This is a genomic window from Streptomyces noursei (assembly GCF_016917755.1).
GTDB lineage: Bacteria > Actinomycetota > Actinomycetes > Streptomycetales > Streptomycetaceae > Streptomyces > Streptomyces yunnanensis.
The window spans coordinates 144,538-162,565 of the sequence record NZ_CP070326.1; the positions used below are offsets into that span (position 1 = coordinate 144,538).

The following is an 18,028-nucleotide window of genomic DNA, read 5'->3' on the forward strand; positions in this document are numbered from 1 at the left end:
CCGCTCTGTCAACGCTCTTGGGAGGAGTTGCGCTCTAGTGCCGCCTGCACCAGGTCGGCGACGTCCATCGCGTCGATCGACTCGTCGTAGGCGTCCGCTGCCGTCTCGGGGGCGGCCTCGCCGCCCGCCGCCGCGGACTGCTCCGCGGCCAGCTTCATCAGCGGTTCGAGTACGCCGATCTCCCGCAGCTGGTTCAGGGAGACGGAGGCGAGCAGGGCCCGGATGCCGGCGGAGTCCGGGGCGTCGTCGCCGGTGTCCTGTCCCGGCTCCTGGTCGGGGACGAGCTGGTCGAGGAGGTGGACCGCCAGTTCGGCGGGGTTGGGGTGGTCGAAGACGAGCGTGGCGGTCAGGGTCAGTCCGGTCGCGGCGCCGAGCTGGTTGCGCAGTTCGACGGCGCTGAGGGAGTCGAATCCGAGGTCGTGGAAGGCCCGGTCGGCGCCCACCGCGTCGGTGGTGGGGTGTCCGAGCACGGCCGCGGCCCGGCGGCGGACCAGGTCCAGTACGGCCCGGGTGCGCTTGGCGGGCGACAGGCCGGCGAGCTTCTCGCGCAGTGCGTCGCCGGTGGTGCCCTCGCCGGTGTCCCCGTCCGTCTGGTGCTCGGTGACGGCCGGCTCGCCGAGCAGCGGGCTGGGCCGGACGGCGGTGAAGGATCGGACGAACCGGTCGCGTTCGATGTCGGCGACGACCTCGGTGGGCCGCCCGTCCATGACGGCCCGGCGCAGCGCCACGACGGCGAGGTCCGGGTCCAGCGGACGGATTCCGGTGCGCCGGGCCGCCTCCGCCGCCCGGTGGTCGGCGGCCATTCCGTCGCCGCCCCACACGCCCCAGGCGAGCGAGGTCGCGGCCAGGCCCTGGGCGCGGCGCCGTTCGGCGAGCGCGTCGAGGTAGGCGTTGGCGGCGGCGTAGTTGGCCTGGCCGGCGTTGCCGACCGCTCCGGAGGACGAGGAGAACAGTGCGAACACGGCCAGGTCCAGGTCCCGGGTGAGGTCGTGCAGGGCCAGGGCCGAGGCGGCCTTGGCGTGGAAGACGGCCTCGTAGCGGTCCGGGGTGAGGCTGTCGAGGATCCCGTCGTCCAGGACGCCCGCGGTGTGGATCACACCGGTCAGCGGGGCCTCGTCGGGGATCGCGGCGAGCACCTCGGCGAGCGCGTCGCGGTCGGCGGCGTCGCAGGCGGTGAGGATGACCTCGGCGCCCAGTGCGGTGAGTTCGTCCCGCAGTCCGTCCGCGCCAGGGGCGTCGGCGCCCCGGCGGCTGACGAGCAGCAGGTGCCGGGCGCCGGCCTCGGCGAGCCGGCGTGCCACGTGGGCGCCCAGGGCTCCGGTGCCGCCGGTGATCAGGACGGTGCCGGTGGGGTTCCACTCCTGCGTGCCGGCTCCGGCCGGTACGGGTACCAGCCGGCGGCCGAGGACGGCGGCGGGCCGGATCGCGATCTGGTCCTCGTCGCCGGGCGCCGCGAGGGTTTCGGCGAAGCGGGCCGCGGACCGCTCGTCGAGCGTGTCGGGCAGGTCGATCAGACCGCCCCAGCGCTGCGGGTGCTCCAGGGCGGCGACCCGGCCCAGGCCCCAGAGGGCGGACTGGGCGAGCCCGGGTACCGGCTCGGCGGGCGTGGTGGCGACCGCGCCGCGGGTGACGCACCACAGGGGTGCGGCGAGGTCCGCGTCGCCGAGTGCCTGGAACAGGGCGGTGGTCAGGGCCAGTGCCTCGGGGGCTTCCGCACCGTGTGCGGGTGCGGAGGCGAGGGCGAGCAGGGACACCACTCCGGTGAACTCGTGTCCTTCGTCGGCCAGTTGGCGTAGCTGTGCGGCCAGCGCCGCGCGGTCGGGGCCGGGCGCTGCCAGGCATACGGTGTCCGGGCCCAGGGCGGCGACGGCGTCGGCGGCCCAGGGGTCGTCGGGGTGACCGGCCGGCAGCACGGCGAGCCAGGTGCCGGCCGGGGTGCGGCCGGGGCGCCGGGTCAGCGGCTGCCAGGTGATCTGCTGCCGCCAGCCGTCGACGAGGTGTTCCTCGTCCCGGCGGCGGCGCCAGTCCGCGAGCGCGGGCAGCACCTTGGCCAGGGCGTCGCCGTCGACGTTCAGGGTCGTCTCCAGCGCGGCGAAGTCGGCCTCGCGCACCGCCGACCAGAAGCCGTCGTCCGCAGCGCCCGTCGCGACGGGGTCGGCGGCCGGCTGGGTGGCCGGCCAGTACCGCTGGTGCTGGAAGGGGTAGGTGGGCAGGTCGGTGCGGCGGGGTGCGGTCGCGGTCCCGTCGAACAGGGCGTCCCAGTCGGGGGCGGCTCCGTCGACGTACAGTCGGGCGAGAGCGCCGACCACGGACTCCTGTTCGCCGCGGTCCCGGCGCAGCGCCGGTACGGTGACCGGCTGCGTGACCGGCTGCGCGGGCAGGGTGTCCAGGGTGTCCTGGGCCATGGCGCAGAGCGTGCCGTCGGGGCCGAGCTCCAGGAAGGTGGTCACGCCGCGGTCGGCCAGGGTGCGCACCCCGTCGCCGAAGCGGACCGCCTCACGGACGTGGCGCACCCAGTAGTCCGGGTCGCACACCTGCTGTTCGGTGGCCACCTCGCCGGTCACGTTGGACACGATCGGGATCGCCGGGGCGTGGTAGTCGACGCTGCGGGCGACGCGTCGGAAGTCCTGGAGCATGGCATCCATATGCACGGAGTGAAACGCATGGCTCACCCGCAAACGCGTAGTCTTTCGCCCGTCCGCGGTGAGCTTCTCCGCGATGCCGACCACGACGTCCTCGTCGCCGGAGAGGACCACCGACCGCGGTCCGTTGACCGCCGCGAGGGACGCGCCGTCGGTCAGGTGCGGTCGGATCTCCTCCTCGGTGGCCTGTACGGCGACCATGGCGCCGCCCGTGGGCAGGGCGTTCATCAGCCGCGCCCGAGCGGCCACCAGACGGCATGCGTCGTCCAGGGAGAGGACGCCGGCCACGTGCGCGGCGGCGATCTCGCCGACGGAGTGCCCGGCGGTGAAGTCCGGGCGGATGCCCCAGGATTCGACCAGGCGGAACAGTGCCACCTCGATGGCGAACAGTGCGGGCTGGGTGAAGCGCGTCTCGTTCAGCCGCTCCGCGTCCTCGAACATGACGTCCCTCAGCGGGAGTTCCAGTTCCGTGTCCAGGCGTGCCGTGACCGCGTCGAGGGCCTCGGCGAACACCGGGTAGCGGGCGTGGAGTTCCCGTCCCATGCCCACTCGCTGCGAGCCCTGGCCGGAGAACAGCACCGCGAGCTTGCCCCGGCGCTCCGCTGCCTGGCCGTGCAGGACCTGGGGGGTGTCGAGTCCGTCGGCGAGCGCGGCCAGGCCGGCGAGCAGTGCCGCGCGGTCGTCGGCGAGGACCGCGGCCCGGTGGGTGAAGGCCGACCGGGTGGTGGCCGTGGACAGCGCCAACTCGGCGACCGTGAGGTCGGGTCGGGCGGCCACGTAGGCGTGCAGCTGTCGGGCCTGGGCCCGCAGCGCTTCCGGCACGGTGCCCGTCACGGGGACCGGCAGCGGGCCGCCCGCCCCCTGGGGGCGCGTGGGCTCGTCGGCCGGGATCTCCGCGGGCTGCTCGATGATCACGTGGGAGTTGGTGCCGCTGGCGCCGAACGCCGAGACTCCGGCCCGGCGCGGGCGTCCGGTACGCGGCCAGTCGGCCGCCTCCGCCAACAGTTCGACGGCTCCGGCGCTCCAGTCGACGTGCGCCGAGGGCTCGTCGATGTGCAGGGACCTGGGCAGCACGCCGTGGCGCATCGCCAGCACCATCTTGATCACACCGGCGACGCCGGCGGCTGCCTGGGTGTGGCCGATGTTGGACTTCACCGACCCGAGCAGCAGCGGCAGTTGACGGTCGCGGCCCTGCCCGTACGTGGCCAGCAGCGCCTGCGCCTCGATGGGGTCGCCCAGGGTCGTTCCGGTGCCGTGTGCCTCCACGGCGTCCACGTCGGCCGGGGCCAGCCCCGCGTTGGCCAGCGCCCGCTGGATGACCCGTCGCTGCGAGGGGCCGTTGGGCGCGGTGAGGCCGTTGCTGGCGCCGTCCTGGTTGACGGCCGAGCCGCGCAGCACCGCGAGGATCTCGTGCCCGTTGCGGCGGGCGTCCGAGAGCCGTTCCAGGACGAGGACGCCCACGCCCTCGGACCAGCCGGTGCCGCCCGCGGCGGATGCGAAGGGCCGGCAGCGGCCGTCCGTCGCGAGGGCTCCCATCTCGCCGAACTCGACGAAGTTCACCGGACTGGACATCACGGTCACACCGCCGGTGAGCGCGAGCGAGCACTCGCCCGCCCGCAGGGCCTGGGCCGCCAGGTGGAGCGCCACCAGGGACGACGAGCAGGCCGTGTCGACGCTGACGGAGGGACCTTCGAGGCCGAAGTGGTAGGCCACCCGGCCGGAGAGCAGGCTCGCCGACTGCGCGGTCTGCGCGTGGCCGAGCTGGCCGGCCTCGGGCCGGTAGTCGCCCGATCCGCCGCCGATGAACACTCCGGTGTCGCCGCCCCGCAGCCGGGCGGGGTCGATGCCGGTGCGCTCCAGGGCCTCCCAGGTGGCTTCCAGGAGGATGCGCTGCTGCGGGTCCATCACCATCGCCTCGCGCGGTGAGATCCCGAAGAATCCGGGGTCGAAGTCCGCGACGTCGTAGAGGAATCCGCCTTCGCCGGTGACGGTCCGGCCGCGGCCGTCCCGGTCGCCGTGCAGCAGCCGGTCCAGATCCCAGCCGCGGTCCGTGGGGAAGCCGCCGATGGCGTCGGCCTCGCCCATGACCAGCTGCCACAGGTCCTCGGGCGAGCGGACCCCGCCCGGGTAGCGGCAGCTCATGCCGACGATGACGACCGGGTCCTCGGCGGTGTCGAAGTCCTTCGCCCGCGTCGCCACGCGGAGTTCCTGCGTCTCCTCGCCGAGCAGCTCGGCCCGCAGGTGGCCGGCGAGCGCCTCGGCGGTGGGGTAGTCGAAGACGAGGGTCGCGGGCAGCGCCAGGCCGGTCGCGGTGGTGAGCTGGTTGCGCAGGTCGACGCCGGTCAGCGAGTCGAAGCCGAGGTCCCGGAACGGCTGGCCGGAGGGTACGGCGTCGGCGTCGGCGAACCCGAGCACCGCGGCGACCTGGGTACGGACGAGGGCCAACAGGACCTCGGTGCGTTCCGCGTCCGGGCGGGCGGCGAGCTCGGCCCGCAGGCCGGTCGCGGTGTCCGCGGTGCCCGGCTCGGTGGTGTCCGGCCGGGCCAGCGCCGCGCGGGCCTCGGGCAGCTCGGCGAACAGGGCGCTGCGCCGGTTGCGGGTGAAGGCGGGTGCGAACCGGTCCCACCGGACGTCGGCGACCGTCACCGAGGAGGTGTCGGTGCCGAGCGAGCCGGCGAGCGCGGTCAGGGCCCGTGCGGGGTCGATCGGCGGCAGCCCGTTGGCCCTGAGGTGGGCGGCCAGGCTGTCGGACGCGGTGCCGGCCCAGCCGCCCCAGGCGACCGTCACGGCAGGCAGCCCGCGGGTGCGCAACGTGCCGGTCAGGGCGTCGAGTTGGGCTCCGGCCGCGGCCTCGACGGCCCGGCCACCGGCACCCCAGGTCCCGGCGATCGAGGAGAAGAGGACGAACGCGTCCAGGGGACGGTCGCCGGCGGCCGCCTCGGCCACCTCGGCCAGGTTCGTCACGTCGGCGCGCAGCGCGGCCAGTGCGGCGTCGGGCTCCTCGGCGTCGGACGGCTCGTCGGCGTACACGACGGCGGTCAGGGGCGCCCCTGCCGGCAGCGCGGCGAGCGCGGTCAGCAGCGCCTCACCGTCGGACGGGGCGCAGTCGAGGACCGTCACCGGTACGGCCAGGTCGTCGAGTTCGGCGCGCGCCGGTGCCGTGTCCGGTGCGGTGGGGTCGGCCAGCAGCAGGTGCTGGGCGCCCTGCTCGGCGAGCCAGCGGGCGCAGTGTCCGCCGGCGCCGGCCGCCGGGCCGACGATCAGGACCGTGCCGGTCGGGCGCCACGGGGTCGTGGTGCCGTCGTGCGCGGCGCGCACCAGCCGTCGTCCGAAGAGACCGGAGGGCCGCAGTGCCACCTGGTCCTCGTCGCCGATGCCCGTGAGGACGGCGCGGAGCCTTTCGGCCGAGCGCCGGTCGAGCACCTGCGGCACGTCGACCAGGCCGCCCCAGTGGTCGGGGTGGTCCAGGGCGGCGACCCTGCCGATTCCCCAGACCGTCGCCTGGGCGGGGCTGACCTGGGTCTCCGCGCGGCCCACCGTCACCGCGTCGCGGGTGACGCACCACAGCGGGGCGTCGATTCCGGCGTCCGCCAGTGCCGCCACCGCCTCGTTCGGCCAGGCCGGTCCGGCGGGGACGGCGTCGGTGAACGGGGCCGCGAGCAGCGAGACCACACCCGTGAACTCGGTGTCGTCTGCGGCGAGTTCGGCGAGCGTCCCGCCGAGTGCGGCACGGTCGGTCGGGTCGGTCTCGACGATGACGGCCGACTCGCCGAGGGCAGCGAGGACGGTGGCGGTCCACACGTCGGCGGTGCCGCCCGTCGGGACGAGCGCCAGCCACCGTCCGGTGAGGGTGCCCGGTGCGGTGCCGGCCAGCGGGGTGAAGGTCACCCGGTAGCGCCAGCCGTCGACGGTCGAACGTTCGACGCGCTTGCGGCGCCAGGCGGACAGGGCGGGCACGAGGGCCGACAGTGCGGCGTCGTCCAGTTCGAGGCCGTCCGAGAGCGACGGGAGGTCCGCGCGCTCCACGGCGTCCCAGAACTCGGCGTCCACGGAGTCCTGCGGGCCGTCCTGACGGGGCTCGGCCGCCCCGGCCTCCGGCCAGAACCACTGCTGTTGGAAGGGGTAGGTGGGCAGGTCGGTGCGGCGGGCGCCGGTGCCGGCGAAGATTTCCGACCAGTCCACCCCGACGCCCACGACATACAGGTGGGCGAGCGCGGTGAGCAGCGCGGTCTCCTCGGGCCGGTCCTTGCGCAGCATCGGCACGACGGTCGCGGTCGCGTCGAGGGTGTGCTGGGCCATCGCGGTCAGCACCCCGTCCGGGCCCAGCTCCAGGAAGACCGCGGCGCCTTCGGCGGCCAGCGTTCGCACGCCGTCCGCGAACCGCACCGTCTCCCGTACGTGCCGCACCCAGTACCCGGGCGAGCACAGCAGTTCCTCGGCGGCGAGTCGCCCGGTCACGTTGGACACGAGCGGGATCCGGGGAGCCTCGTACGACAGGCCATCGGCCACCCGCCGGAACTCCTCCAGCATCGGCTCCATCAACGGCGAATGGAAGGCATGGCTCACCGCGAGGCGCTGTGTCTTGCGTCCTTCGTCGGCCAACTCGCCGGCGATCCGCAGCACTTCGGCCTCGGCGCCGGCGAGGACGACCGCCTCGGGGCCGTTGACCGCCGCGATCGACACCCCGTCGACCAGCCGAGGCCCGACCTCGTTCTCGGCGGCCTGGACGGCCACCATCGCCCCGCCGGTCGGCAGCGCCTGCATCAAGCGCGCCCGGGCCGCCACCAGCGCGCAGGCGTCCGCGAGTGAGAACACCCCCGCGATATGCGCGGCCGCGATCTCGCCGATCGAGTGCCCGGCCACGAAGTCCGGCCGGACGCCGAGGGACTCGGCGAGCCGGAACAGCGCCACCTCGATGGCGAACAACGCGGGCTGGGTGAACCCGGTCTCGTCCAGGCCCTCCGCCCCGCCGAACATCACCTCCCGCAACGGGGGCTCCGTCACGGCCCCGGTCTCGAAGTGCGCCAGCACCTCGTCCAGCGCCGCCGCGAACACCGGGAACCTGCCGTACAGCTCCCGGCCCATGCCGACCCGCTGGGCGCCCTGGCCGGAGAACAGCACGGCCAGCTTCCCGTCGGTCTCCTGGGCGACACCGCGGGCGAGTTCCCGTACGCCCGCCGCGTCGGCGGTGAGGACCGCGCGGTGGGCGAACGCGGAACGGCCGGTGGCGAGGGAGTGGCCCACGTCGAGCGGTGACGCGTCGGTCAGGGCCGAGATCCGCTCGATCTGTGCCGTCAGTGCGGCCGCGGTCTTGCCCGACACCGGCCAGGGCACGAGGCCCGGCGCCGCCGCGGTGGGTTCCGGTGCCACCGGTTCCTCGGTGTCCGGTGCCTGTTCGAGGATGACGTGCGCGTTGGTGCCGCTGACGCCGAAGGCGGAGACACCGGCCCGTCGGGCGTGCCCGGTCTCGGGCCACTCCTGCTGCTCGGTGACGAGCGCGACCGTGCCGTCGCTCCAGTCGACGTGCGAGGACGGGGCGTCGATGTGCAGGGTCTTGGGCAGCACGCCGTGGCGCATCGCCAGGAGCACCTTGATGGTGCCGGCGACGCCGGCGGCGGCCTGGGTGTGGCCCAGGTTGGACTTGACGGCGCCGAGCAGCAGCGGGTGCTGCCTGTCCTGCCCGTAGGCGGCCATGAGGGCGCCGGCCTCGATGGGGTCGCCGAGGGTGGTGCCGGTGCCGTGGGCCTCGACGACGTCGACGTCGGCGGGGGTGAGGCGGGCGTCGGCGAGGGCCTGGCGGATGGCGCGCTGCTGGGCCCGTCCGCTGGGCGCGGTCAGCCCGTTGGAGGCGCCGTCCTGGTTGACGGCGGTGCCGCGCACGATGCCCCATATGTCATGGCCGTTGCGGCGGGCGTCGGACAGCCGTTCCAGGACGAGGACGCCCACGCCCTCGGACCAGCTGGTGCCGTCGGCCGCGTCGGCGAAGGGCTTGCAGCGTCCGTCGGGGGCCAGTCCGCCCTGGACGGTGAACTCGGTGAAGGAGCCGGGGCTGGACATCACCGAGACACCGCCGGCCAGGGCGAGGGTGCACTCGCCGTTGCGCAGCGCGTTGGCGGCCATGTGCAGGGCGACCAGCGCGGAGGAGCAGGCGGTGTCGACGGTGACGGCCGGGCCCTCCAGGCCGAAGGCGTAGGACAGACGGCCGGACATGACGCTGGCGGTGTTGCCGGTGGCGACGTGGCCACGGAGGTCGGCGGTGCCGGTGCCCTGGCGCAGGAGCGTGGCGTAGTCCTGGCCGTTGGTGCCGACGAACACGCCGGTGCGGCTGCCGCGCAGGGTGGTGGCGTCGATGCCGGCGCGCTCGAACGCCTCCCACGAGGTCTCCAGCAGAAGTCGCTGCTGGGGGTCCATGGCCAGCGCCTCGCGGGGCGAGATGCCGAAGAAGCCGGCGTCGAAGAGGCCGACGCCGTCCAGGAAGCCGCCTTCGAGGGTGGCGGAGGCGCCCTGGGCGAGCGCGTCGAGGTCCCAGCCGCGGTCCGCGGGGAAGCCGCTGATCGCGTCCTCGCCGCGGCTCAGCAGTCGCCAGAGGTCCTCGGGGGACCGGACGCCGCCGGGGAAGCGGCAGTTCATGCCGACGACGACGATGGGGTCGTCGTCCGCCGCGCGGCCGGCCGGAGCCGGGGTGTCGATGTCCGACGCGGGCAGTGTGCCGAGGAGTTCGGCGAGCAGGAAGTCGGCGAGTGCGGTCGGGGTCGGGTAGTCGTAGACGAGGGTCGCGGGCAGTTTCAGACCGGTGGTGGCCGTGAGGGTGTTGCGCAGCTCCACGGTGGTCAGCGAGTCGAAGCCGAGGTCGCTGAAGGCGCGGTCGGCGCCGATGTCCGAGGTGCCGGAGTGCCCGAGGACCGCCGCCACCCGGGTGCGCACCAGGTCCAGGACGAAGCTCGGGCGCGCGGCCGGGGAGAGTCCGGCGAGCCGCTGGCGCAGGGCCGGTTCCTGCAGGGTGGCCTGCGGTGTCCCGGCGGTCGGGGTGGCCCGCTGCAGTGCGGGCAGGTCGCCGACGAGGGGGCTGGGGCGCAGTGCGGTGAACACCTCCGCGTAGCGCGACCAGTCGATGTCCGCGACGGTCAGCGTGGGGGTGCCGTGCTCGATCGCCCGCCGCAGGGCGGTGAGGGCGAGGCGGGGTGGCAGGGGGGCGAAGCCGCCGCGGCGGATCCGTTCCTGGACGCCGGTGCCGTCGGCCGCCATGCCGGTCTCGGCCCAGGGGCCCCAGGCCACCGAGGTGGCGGGCAGGCCGTGGGCGCGGCGCTGTTCGGCGAAGGCGTCGAGGAAGGCGTTGGCGGCCGCGTAGTTGCCCTGGCCGGGTGCGCCGAGGGTGCCGGCGACGGAGGAGAAGAGCACGAACGCGCTCAGTTCCCGGTCGCGGGTCGCCTCGTGCAGGTTGAGCGTGGCGGTGACCTTGGCGCGCAGGACGGTGGCGAACTGCTCGGGGGTGAGTGTGTCCAGGGTGCCGTCGTCGACGGTGCCGGCGGTGTGGAACACGGCGGTGAGCGGGTGCGCGTCGGGGATCGCGGCCAGTACGGCGGTGAGCGCGTCGCGGTCCGCGGTGTCGCAGGCCGCGAGGGTGACCTCGGCTCCCGCGTTTTCGAGGTCCGCGACGAGTTCGGCGGCACCGGGGGCGTCGGCGCCGCGGCGGCTGACCAGCAGCAGGCGCGGGGCGCCGGCCTCGGCCAGCCATCGGGCGACGTGGCCGCCGAGGGCGCCGGTGCCACCGGTGACGAGCACGGTGCCGGTGGGGCTGAACGTGCCCGCCTCGGGGGCCGGTGCGGCCCGGTGGTGGGCCAGCCGGCGGGCGAAGGCCGCGGTGGTGCGCACGGCGATCTGGTCCTCGCCGGCACTGTCGGTGAGGACGGCGGCCAGGCGGCGCAGGGTGCCGTCGTCGAGCGCGTCGGGCAGGTCGATCAGGCCGCCCCAGCGTTGCGGGTGCTCCAGTGCGGCCACTCTGCCCAGGCCCCAGACGGCGGACTGGGCGGGGCGGGCCGGGTGTTCGGTGCGGTCCACGGCCACGGCGGTGCGGGTCACGCACCACAGGGGTGCCTCGATGCCCGCGTCGCCCAGGGCCTGGAAGGCGGTTGCCGTCAGCAGCAGGCCCGCGGTGGTGGCGTCGGCGGTGCTCTCGGTGCCGTCGCCAGCCGTGGCCAGCAGGGACAGCACGCCCGCGAACGCGCCGTGCTCGTCGACCAGTTGGGTCAGGCGTTCGGTCAGGTCCTGGCGCTGTGGGGCGGTGACGAGAAGCCGTACGGCGTCGGTGCCCAGGACGTCGGCGACCGGGTCGAGCCACGCCGACTCGCCGTCGGCCGGTGCGAGCACCAGCCAGGTCCCGGCGGGCCGTGCGGCGGCCGGGCCGGTGAGGCGCTTCCAGGTGGTCCGGTAGCGCCAGCCGTCGACGGTGGAGCGCTCCCGGCTGCGGCGCCGCCAGGAGGAGAGGGCGGGCACGACGGCGGTGAGGGTGTCGTCGTCCAGGTCCAGCGACGATCCCAGGGACGCCAGGTCCGCCCGCTCGACGGCCGACCAGAAGTCCGCGTCCGCCGCGTCGGCGGGGTGGGCGGGTGCGGCGCTCTCGGTGGTCGCCTCGGGCCAGTAGCGCTCGCGCTGGAAGGGGTAGGTGGGCAGGTCGATCGGGCGGGCTCCGCTGCCGGCGAACACGGCGTTCCAGTCGACCTGCGCTCCGTGCAGGTGGAGTTGGGCCAGTGCCGTGGTCAGTGCGGGGGCCTCGGGCCGGTCCCGGCGCAGTGCCGGGACGGCGGTGGCACGGGTCTGTTCGTCGGTGCCCTCGCGGACCGCGCCGCTGAGCACGGCGTCCGGGCCGAGCTCGAAGAAGGTCGTCACGCCGTGCTCGGTGAGGTGCCGGACGGCGTCGGCGAAGCGGACGGTGCCGCGTACCTGCCCGGTCCAGTACTCCGGCGCGGCGAGTTCCTCGTGCGTGAGGAGCGTGCCGGTGACGGTGGACACCAGTGGCACGGTGGGTGCGTGGCAGGTGACGGAGCGGACGGCGCGGGCGAAGTCCGCCAGCATCGGGTCCATGTGCGGTGAGTGGAAGGCGTGGCTGACGCGCAGCCGCTTGGTGCGGCGGCCCCGCTCCGCGAAGTGCGCGGCGACGGCGAGCACCGCGTCCTCGTCGCCCGAGACGACCAGGGAGGTCGGGGTGTTGACGGCGGCGACCGCGGCCCGTCCCTCGTACGGGGAGAGCACGGCCGTCACTTCGTCCTCGGTGGCTTCGACGGAGGCCATGGCGCCGCCCGTGGGCAGTGCGGCCATCAACCGGCCGCGGGCGGCGACCAGGGTGCAGGCGTCCTCCAGGGAGAGGACTCCGGCGGCGTGTGCGGCGGCGAACTCGCCGATGGAGTGGCCCGCGACGTAGTCGGGGCGCAGGCCCCAGGACTCGGCGAGGCGGAACAGGGCCACTTCGAGGGCGAAGAGGGCGGGCTGGGTGTAGCGGGTGTCGTCCAGCAGCGCGGCCTCGGGCGAGCCCGGGGCGGCGAGGAGGATCTCCCGCAGCGGACGGTCGAGTTCGAGGTCGAAGCGGGTCAGTACGGCGTCCAGTGCCTGGGCGTAGACCGGGTGGTGGTCGTAGAGCTCGCGGCCCATGCCGGGGCGCTGGCTGCCCTGGCCGGTGAAGAGGAAGGCCAGCCGGCCGTGGTCCGGGCGGCCGGTGAGCGGCCCGGCGTCGGGGGTCGCGTCGCGCAGCGCGGTCAGGGCGCGGGTGAGCGCGTCGGGGTCGTCGGTGACGACGGCCGCGCGGTGCTCCAGGGCGCCCCGGGAGGTGGCGAGGGAGAAGGCGAGGTCGGTGAGCGGAAGGTCGGGGTGGTCGGCGAGGTGGGTCAGGAGCCGCCCGGCCTGGGCGCGCAGGGCCGCTTCGGTGTGTCCCGACAGGAGCACCGGCACGGGGGTGGCATCGACCGGGCGGGCCGGTGCGGTGTCGGTGGTGTCCTCGGGGCTGTCCTCCGGGGCCTGTTCGAGGATGGTGTGGACGTTGGTGCCGCTGAGCCCGAAGGAGGAGACGCCCGCGCGGCGCGGGTGTGAGGTGCTCGGCCAGGGCAGCGGCTCGGTGAGCAGGTGGAGGGCGCCGGAGCTCCAGTCGACGTGCGAGGAGGGCCGGTCGATGTGCAGGCTCCGCGGCACGGTGCCGTGGCGCATGGCCATGACCATCTTGATGACGCTGGCGACGCCGGACGCCATCTGGGTGTGGCCGATGTTGGACTTCACCGAGCCCAGCAGCAGCGGGTGCTGCGGGTCGCGGCCCTGGCCGTAGGTGGCCAGCAGGGCCTGCGCCTCGATGGGGTCGCCGAGGGCGGTGCCGGTGCCGTGACCGTCGACGACGTCGATGCTGTCGGGCTCCACCTTGGCGTTGGCCAGGGCCTGGCCGATGACGCGCTGCTGGGACGGGCCGTTGGGGGCGGTCAGGCCGTTGGACGCGCCGTCCTGGTTGACGGCGGAGCCCCGGATGACGGCCAGGACCCGGTGCCCGTTGCGGCGGGCGTCGGAGAGCCGTTCGACGAGGACCAGGCCGACGCCTTCGGCCAGGCTCATGCCGTCGGCCTGGTCGGAGTACGCCTTGCAGCGGCCGTCGGGCGCCATCGCGCGCTGGCGGCTGAAGCCGACGAACGCGCCGGGGGTGGACATGATGCTGACGCCGCCCGCGAGGGCCAGGGAGCTCTCGCCGTTGCGCAGGGACTGGCAGGCCAGGTGCAGGGCGACGAGGGAGGAGGAGCAGGCGGTGTCGAGGGAGACGGCCGGGCCCTCGAAGCCGTAGGTGTAGGAGAGCCGGCCGGACAGGACGCTGGAGATGGTGCCGGTGATCAGGTGTCCTTCGGCGCCTTCCGGGCTCGCGCCGGTGGCTCCGTAGTCCTGGTAGCTGGCGCCGATGAAGGTGCCGGTGCTGCTGCCGCGCAGGGTGGCGGGGTCGATCCCGGCACGCTCCATGGCTTCCCAGGAGGTCTCCAGCAGCAGCCGCTGCTGGGGGTCCATGGCCAGCGCCTCGCGGGGCGAGATGCCGAAGAAGGAGGCGTCGAAGTCGGCGGCCTCGTGGAGGAAGCCGCCCCGGGTCGAGTAGGTGTGGCCGGACCGGTCGGGGTCGGGGTCGTAGAGGCCCTCGGCGTCCCAGCCGCGGTCGGTGGGGAACTCGCCGGTGGCGTCGCCCCCTTCGGCGACCAGCCGCCACAGGTCCTCCGGTGAGCCGACGCCGCCGGGGTAGCGGCAGCTCATGCCGATGATGGCGATGGGCTCGTCGTCGGCAGCGGCGGTGTACGTGGTCGGAGCGGCGGTGCCGGTGGCGGACCCGGCGAGGGACTCGCGCAGGAAGGCGACGAGTGCGAGCGGGTTGGGGTGGTCGAAGACCATGGTGCTCGGCAGGGCGAGCCCGGTCACGGCGGCGATCCGGTTGCGCAGGTCGACGGCGGTCAGCGAGTCGAAGCCGACGTCGCGGAAGGCGCGTCGTTCGGAGAGCACGTCGGGTGAGGCGTGGCCGAGCGCGGTGGCGGCCTCGCCGCGGACGAGGTCCAGCAGGAGCCGGTCCTGCTCGACGGTGGCCAGCCCGCGCAGCCGGTCGGCGAACTCGCTGCCGGACTCCGCGGTCTGGCCGGTGTTCTCCGTGAGCCGCTGGACTTCGGGCAGGTCGTCGAAGAGCCGGGTGGGACGCGCGGAGGTGTAGACGGGGTAGTAGCGCTCCCAGTCCACGTCGGCGACGGCCAGGTGCGTCTCGTCGTCGTCGAGGGCCTGGCGCAGGCCGGTGAGGGCCAGTTCGGGGTCCATGAAGACCAGTCCGCTGCGGCGGATCTGGCCGGGGTCGACGCGGCCGAGCTTGAGGTCGTCGGCCCAGATGCCCCAGGAGACGGCGGTGGCCCGGGCACCGCGGGCGCGGCGGTGTTCGGCCAGGGCGTTGAGGTGGGCGTTGCCGGCGACGTAGGCGGCGTGGGCGCCGCTGCCCCACATACCGGCGGTGGAGGAGTACAGGACGAAGGCGTCGAGGTCGTCGCCGAGGAGTTCGTCCAGGTGCCGGGCGCCGTTGACCTTGGCGTCCATCACCTTCGCGAAGTCGTCGAGGGTCGTCTCGTCCAGCGTCGCCAGCTCGATGGTGACGGCGGTGTGCACGACGGTGCGTACGGTGCGGCCCTCGGCCGCCAGCGTGTCGAGCATCCCGGCGACCGCGTCGCGGTCGGTCAGATCACAGGCGACGACGCTTGCCTCGCAGCCCAACTCGGCCAGTTCGCGGACGAGTTCGTCGGATCCGGGGGCCGCCGGGCCGCGGCGGCTGGTGAGCACGACGTGTTCGGCGCCCTGCCGGGCGAGCCAGCGGGCCAGGTGCGGGGCGAGGGTGCCGGTGCCACCGGTGACCAGGGTGGTGCCCCGCGCCGTCCAGGGACGGGCCGGAGCGGAGTCCGCGGGGGTGGCGCGCACGACGCGGCGGGCGAGGACGCCCGAGGCACGGACGGCGAGTTGGTCCTCGCCGGTGCGGCCGGTCAGGACCGCGGCCAGGCGCTCGGCGGCCCGCCGGTCCAGTTCCTCGGGCAGGTCGACCAGGCCGCCCCAGCGCTGGGGGTGTTCGAGGGCGGCGGTCCAACCGAGGCCGAGGATCTGGGCCTGGTCGGGGTGGGTGAGCCGGTCGGCCCGGCCGGTGGAGACGGCGCCCTGGGTCAGGCACCACAGCGGCGCGTCGATTCCGGCGTCGCCGAGCGCCTGCACGAGCGCGACGGTCAGGGCCGTTGCGCGGCGCAGCGCCGGGTGGTGCGGGCTCGGCCCGTCGGCGGCGGCCAGCAGGGACACCACGCCCGCGAGGTCCGCGGTGCCGTCGAGGTCGGCCAGGCGCGCGGCCAGCGTCGCGCGGTCCGTGCAGGCGTCGTCCAGGACGAGGGTCCGGGTGTCGGCGCCGTGTGTGGCGAGGGCGCCGGTGAGGTCGTCGCCGGCGGTGCCCTCGGAGGTGACGACGAGCCAGGTGCCCGTCAGCGCCGCCGTGGGCAGTGCGGTCAGCGGCTGCCAGGTGGCGCGGTAGCGCCAGGTGTCGACGGCCGCCAGGTCGCGCCGGCGCCGGCGCCAGTCGGACAGGGCCGGGAGGACGGGCTCCAGGGCGGCGCGGTCCAGGCGCAGGCGGGAGGCGAGGGAGTCGACGTCGGCCTCTTCCACCGCCGTCCAGAACTCCGCGTCCACCGGGTCGGCTTCGGGCCGATCCGAGGACCGGTCGGGGATCGCCCACAGCTGTTCGCGCTGGAAGGCGTAGGTGGGCAGCGGCACCCGGCGGGCGCCGGTGTCGGCGAAGACGGCGGACCAGTCGGCGCCCGCGCCCCGGACGAAGGCTTCGGCCAGGGACGTCAGGAAGCGGTCGGTGCCGCCCGCGTCGCGCCGGAGCGTGCCGAGCACCGCGGCCGTGCCGCCGGCTTCCTCGGCGGTCGCCTGGACGCCCATGGCGAGTACGGGGTGCGAACTGACCTCGATGAAGAAGCGGTGCTCCTGGGCGAGGAGTTCGCGGATGGCGGGTTGGAAGCGGACGGTCTGGCGCAGGTTGGTGTACCAGTAGTCGGCGTCCATGGTGGTGGTGTCGAGCCAGTCGCCGGTGACGGTGGAGAAGAACGGCACCTGTGCCGGGCGCGGGCGGACCGGGGCCAGGACGGTGTGCAGTTCCTCCCGGACCCGCTCGACCTGCGCGGAGTGCGAGGCGTAGTCCACGGCGATGCGCTTGGCGCGGACGTCCTCGGCGACCAGTGCGGCCTGGAGTGCCTCCAGCGGGGCGACGGCGCCCGAGACGACGGTGGCCCCGGGGCCGTTGACCGCGGCGATCGACAGGTCCTCGTAGGCGGCCAGGCGCACTTCGACGTCGGCGGCGGGCAGCGGGACGGACAGCATGCCGCCGGATCCGGCCAGTCCGCGGGCGATGGCCTGGCTGCGGAGCGCGACGACGCGGGCCGCGTCCTCCAGGGAGAGTGCCCCGGCGACGGCCGCCGCGGCGATCTCGCCCTGCGAGTGGCCGACCACCGCGTCGGGGGTGATGCCGTAGGAGGTCCACAGTGCGGCCAGCGAGACCATGACGGCGAAGGAGGCGGGCTGGACGACGTCGACGCGCTCCAGCGTCGGTGCGCCCGGTGCCTGTCGCAGGACGTCCAGCAGCGACCAGTCGGTGAACTCCGAGAGGGCCGCGGCGCACTCGGTCAGGCGCTCGGCGAAGGCCGGCGACTCGTCGAGGAGCCGCGCTCCCATGCCGACCCACTGGGAGCCCTGGCCGGGGAAGACGAAGACGGTCCTGCCGTCGATGTCCGCCGTGCCCTGGACGACGCCGGGCGCGGAGCCGCCGGTGGCGAGGGCGTCGAGGGCCGCGCGCCGGGTCAGGTCGTCGGTGCCGACGACGACGGCGCGGTGGTCGAAGACGGTGCGTGCGGTCACCAGGGAGTGGCCGACGTCGAGGGCGTCGGGGGTCGGTTCGTCGTCGAGGTGGGCGGCGAGCTGGGTGGCCTGGGCGCGCAGCGCGCCCGGGGTGCGGGCGGACAGTATCCAGGGGATGGCGTCGCCGGCCGGGGGCACCGGCCGTTCGGCGGCCGCCTCCTGCGGGCGGGGGGCCTCTTCGAGGATGGTGTGGGCGTTGGTCCCGCTGATGCCGAAGGAGGAGACCGCGCAGCGGCGCGGGCGTTCGCCCTCGGGCCAGTCGGCGGGTTCGTGCAGCAGGGCGACGGTGCCGGGGGTCCAGTCGATGTGGCTGGAGGGGGTGTCCGCGTGCAGGGTGCGCGGCAGCGCTCCCCGGCGCAGGGCCAGGACCATCTTGATGACGCCGGCGACGCCGGCCGCCGACTGGGTGTGGCCGATGTTGGACTTCACCGAGCCCAGCAGCAGCGGGTGCTGCGGGTCGCGGTCCTGGCCGTAGGTGGCGAACAGGGCCTGGGCCTCGATGGGGTCGCCGAGCGCGGTGCCGGTGCCGTGCGCCTCGACCGCGTCGATGTCCTTCGGGGCCAGTCCCGAGTTGGCCAGGGCCTGGCGGATGACGCGCTGCTGGGAGGGGCCGTTGGGGGCGGACAGGCCGTTGGAGGCGCCGTCCTGGTTGATGGCCGAGCCGCGGACGACGGCGAGGATCTCGTGTCCGTTGCGCTGGGCGTCGGAGAGGCGCTCCAGGACGAGTATGCCGACGCCTTCGGCGAGGGTCATGCCGTCGGCGCCGTCGGAGAACGCCTTGCAGCGGCCGTCGCCGGCCAGGGCCCGCTGCCGACTGAAGGCGACGAACGGGTTGGGGTTGGTCATCACGGTCGCGCCGCCGGCCAGGGCCAGGGAGCTCTCGCCGTTGCGCAGGGACTGGCAGGCCAGGTGCAGGGCGACCAGGGAGGAGGAGCAGGCGGTGTCGACGGTGACCGCCG

General features: G+C 74.9%; 1 protein-coding gene (cut by a window edge). It reads right to left on the reverse strand.

The features are described from left to right. Positions 1-8: 8 nt before the first annotated feature. Positions 9-18,028 carry the 3' portion of a type I polyketide synthase gene (locus JNO44_RS00530; RefSeq protein WP_205360356.1) on the reverse strand. It continues 10,483 nt past the right edge of the window, so 18,020 of the gene's 28,503 nt are visible here — the last part of the coding sequence; the start codon falls outside the window, past its right edge; its stop codon occupies positions 9-11.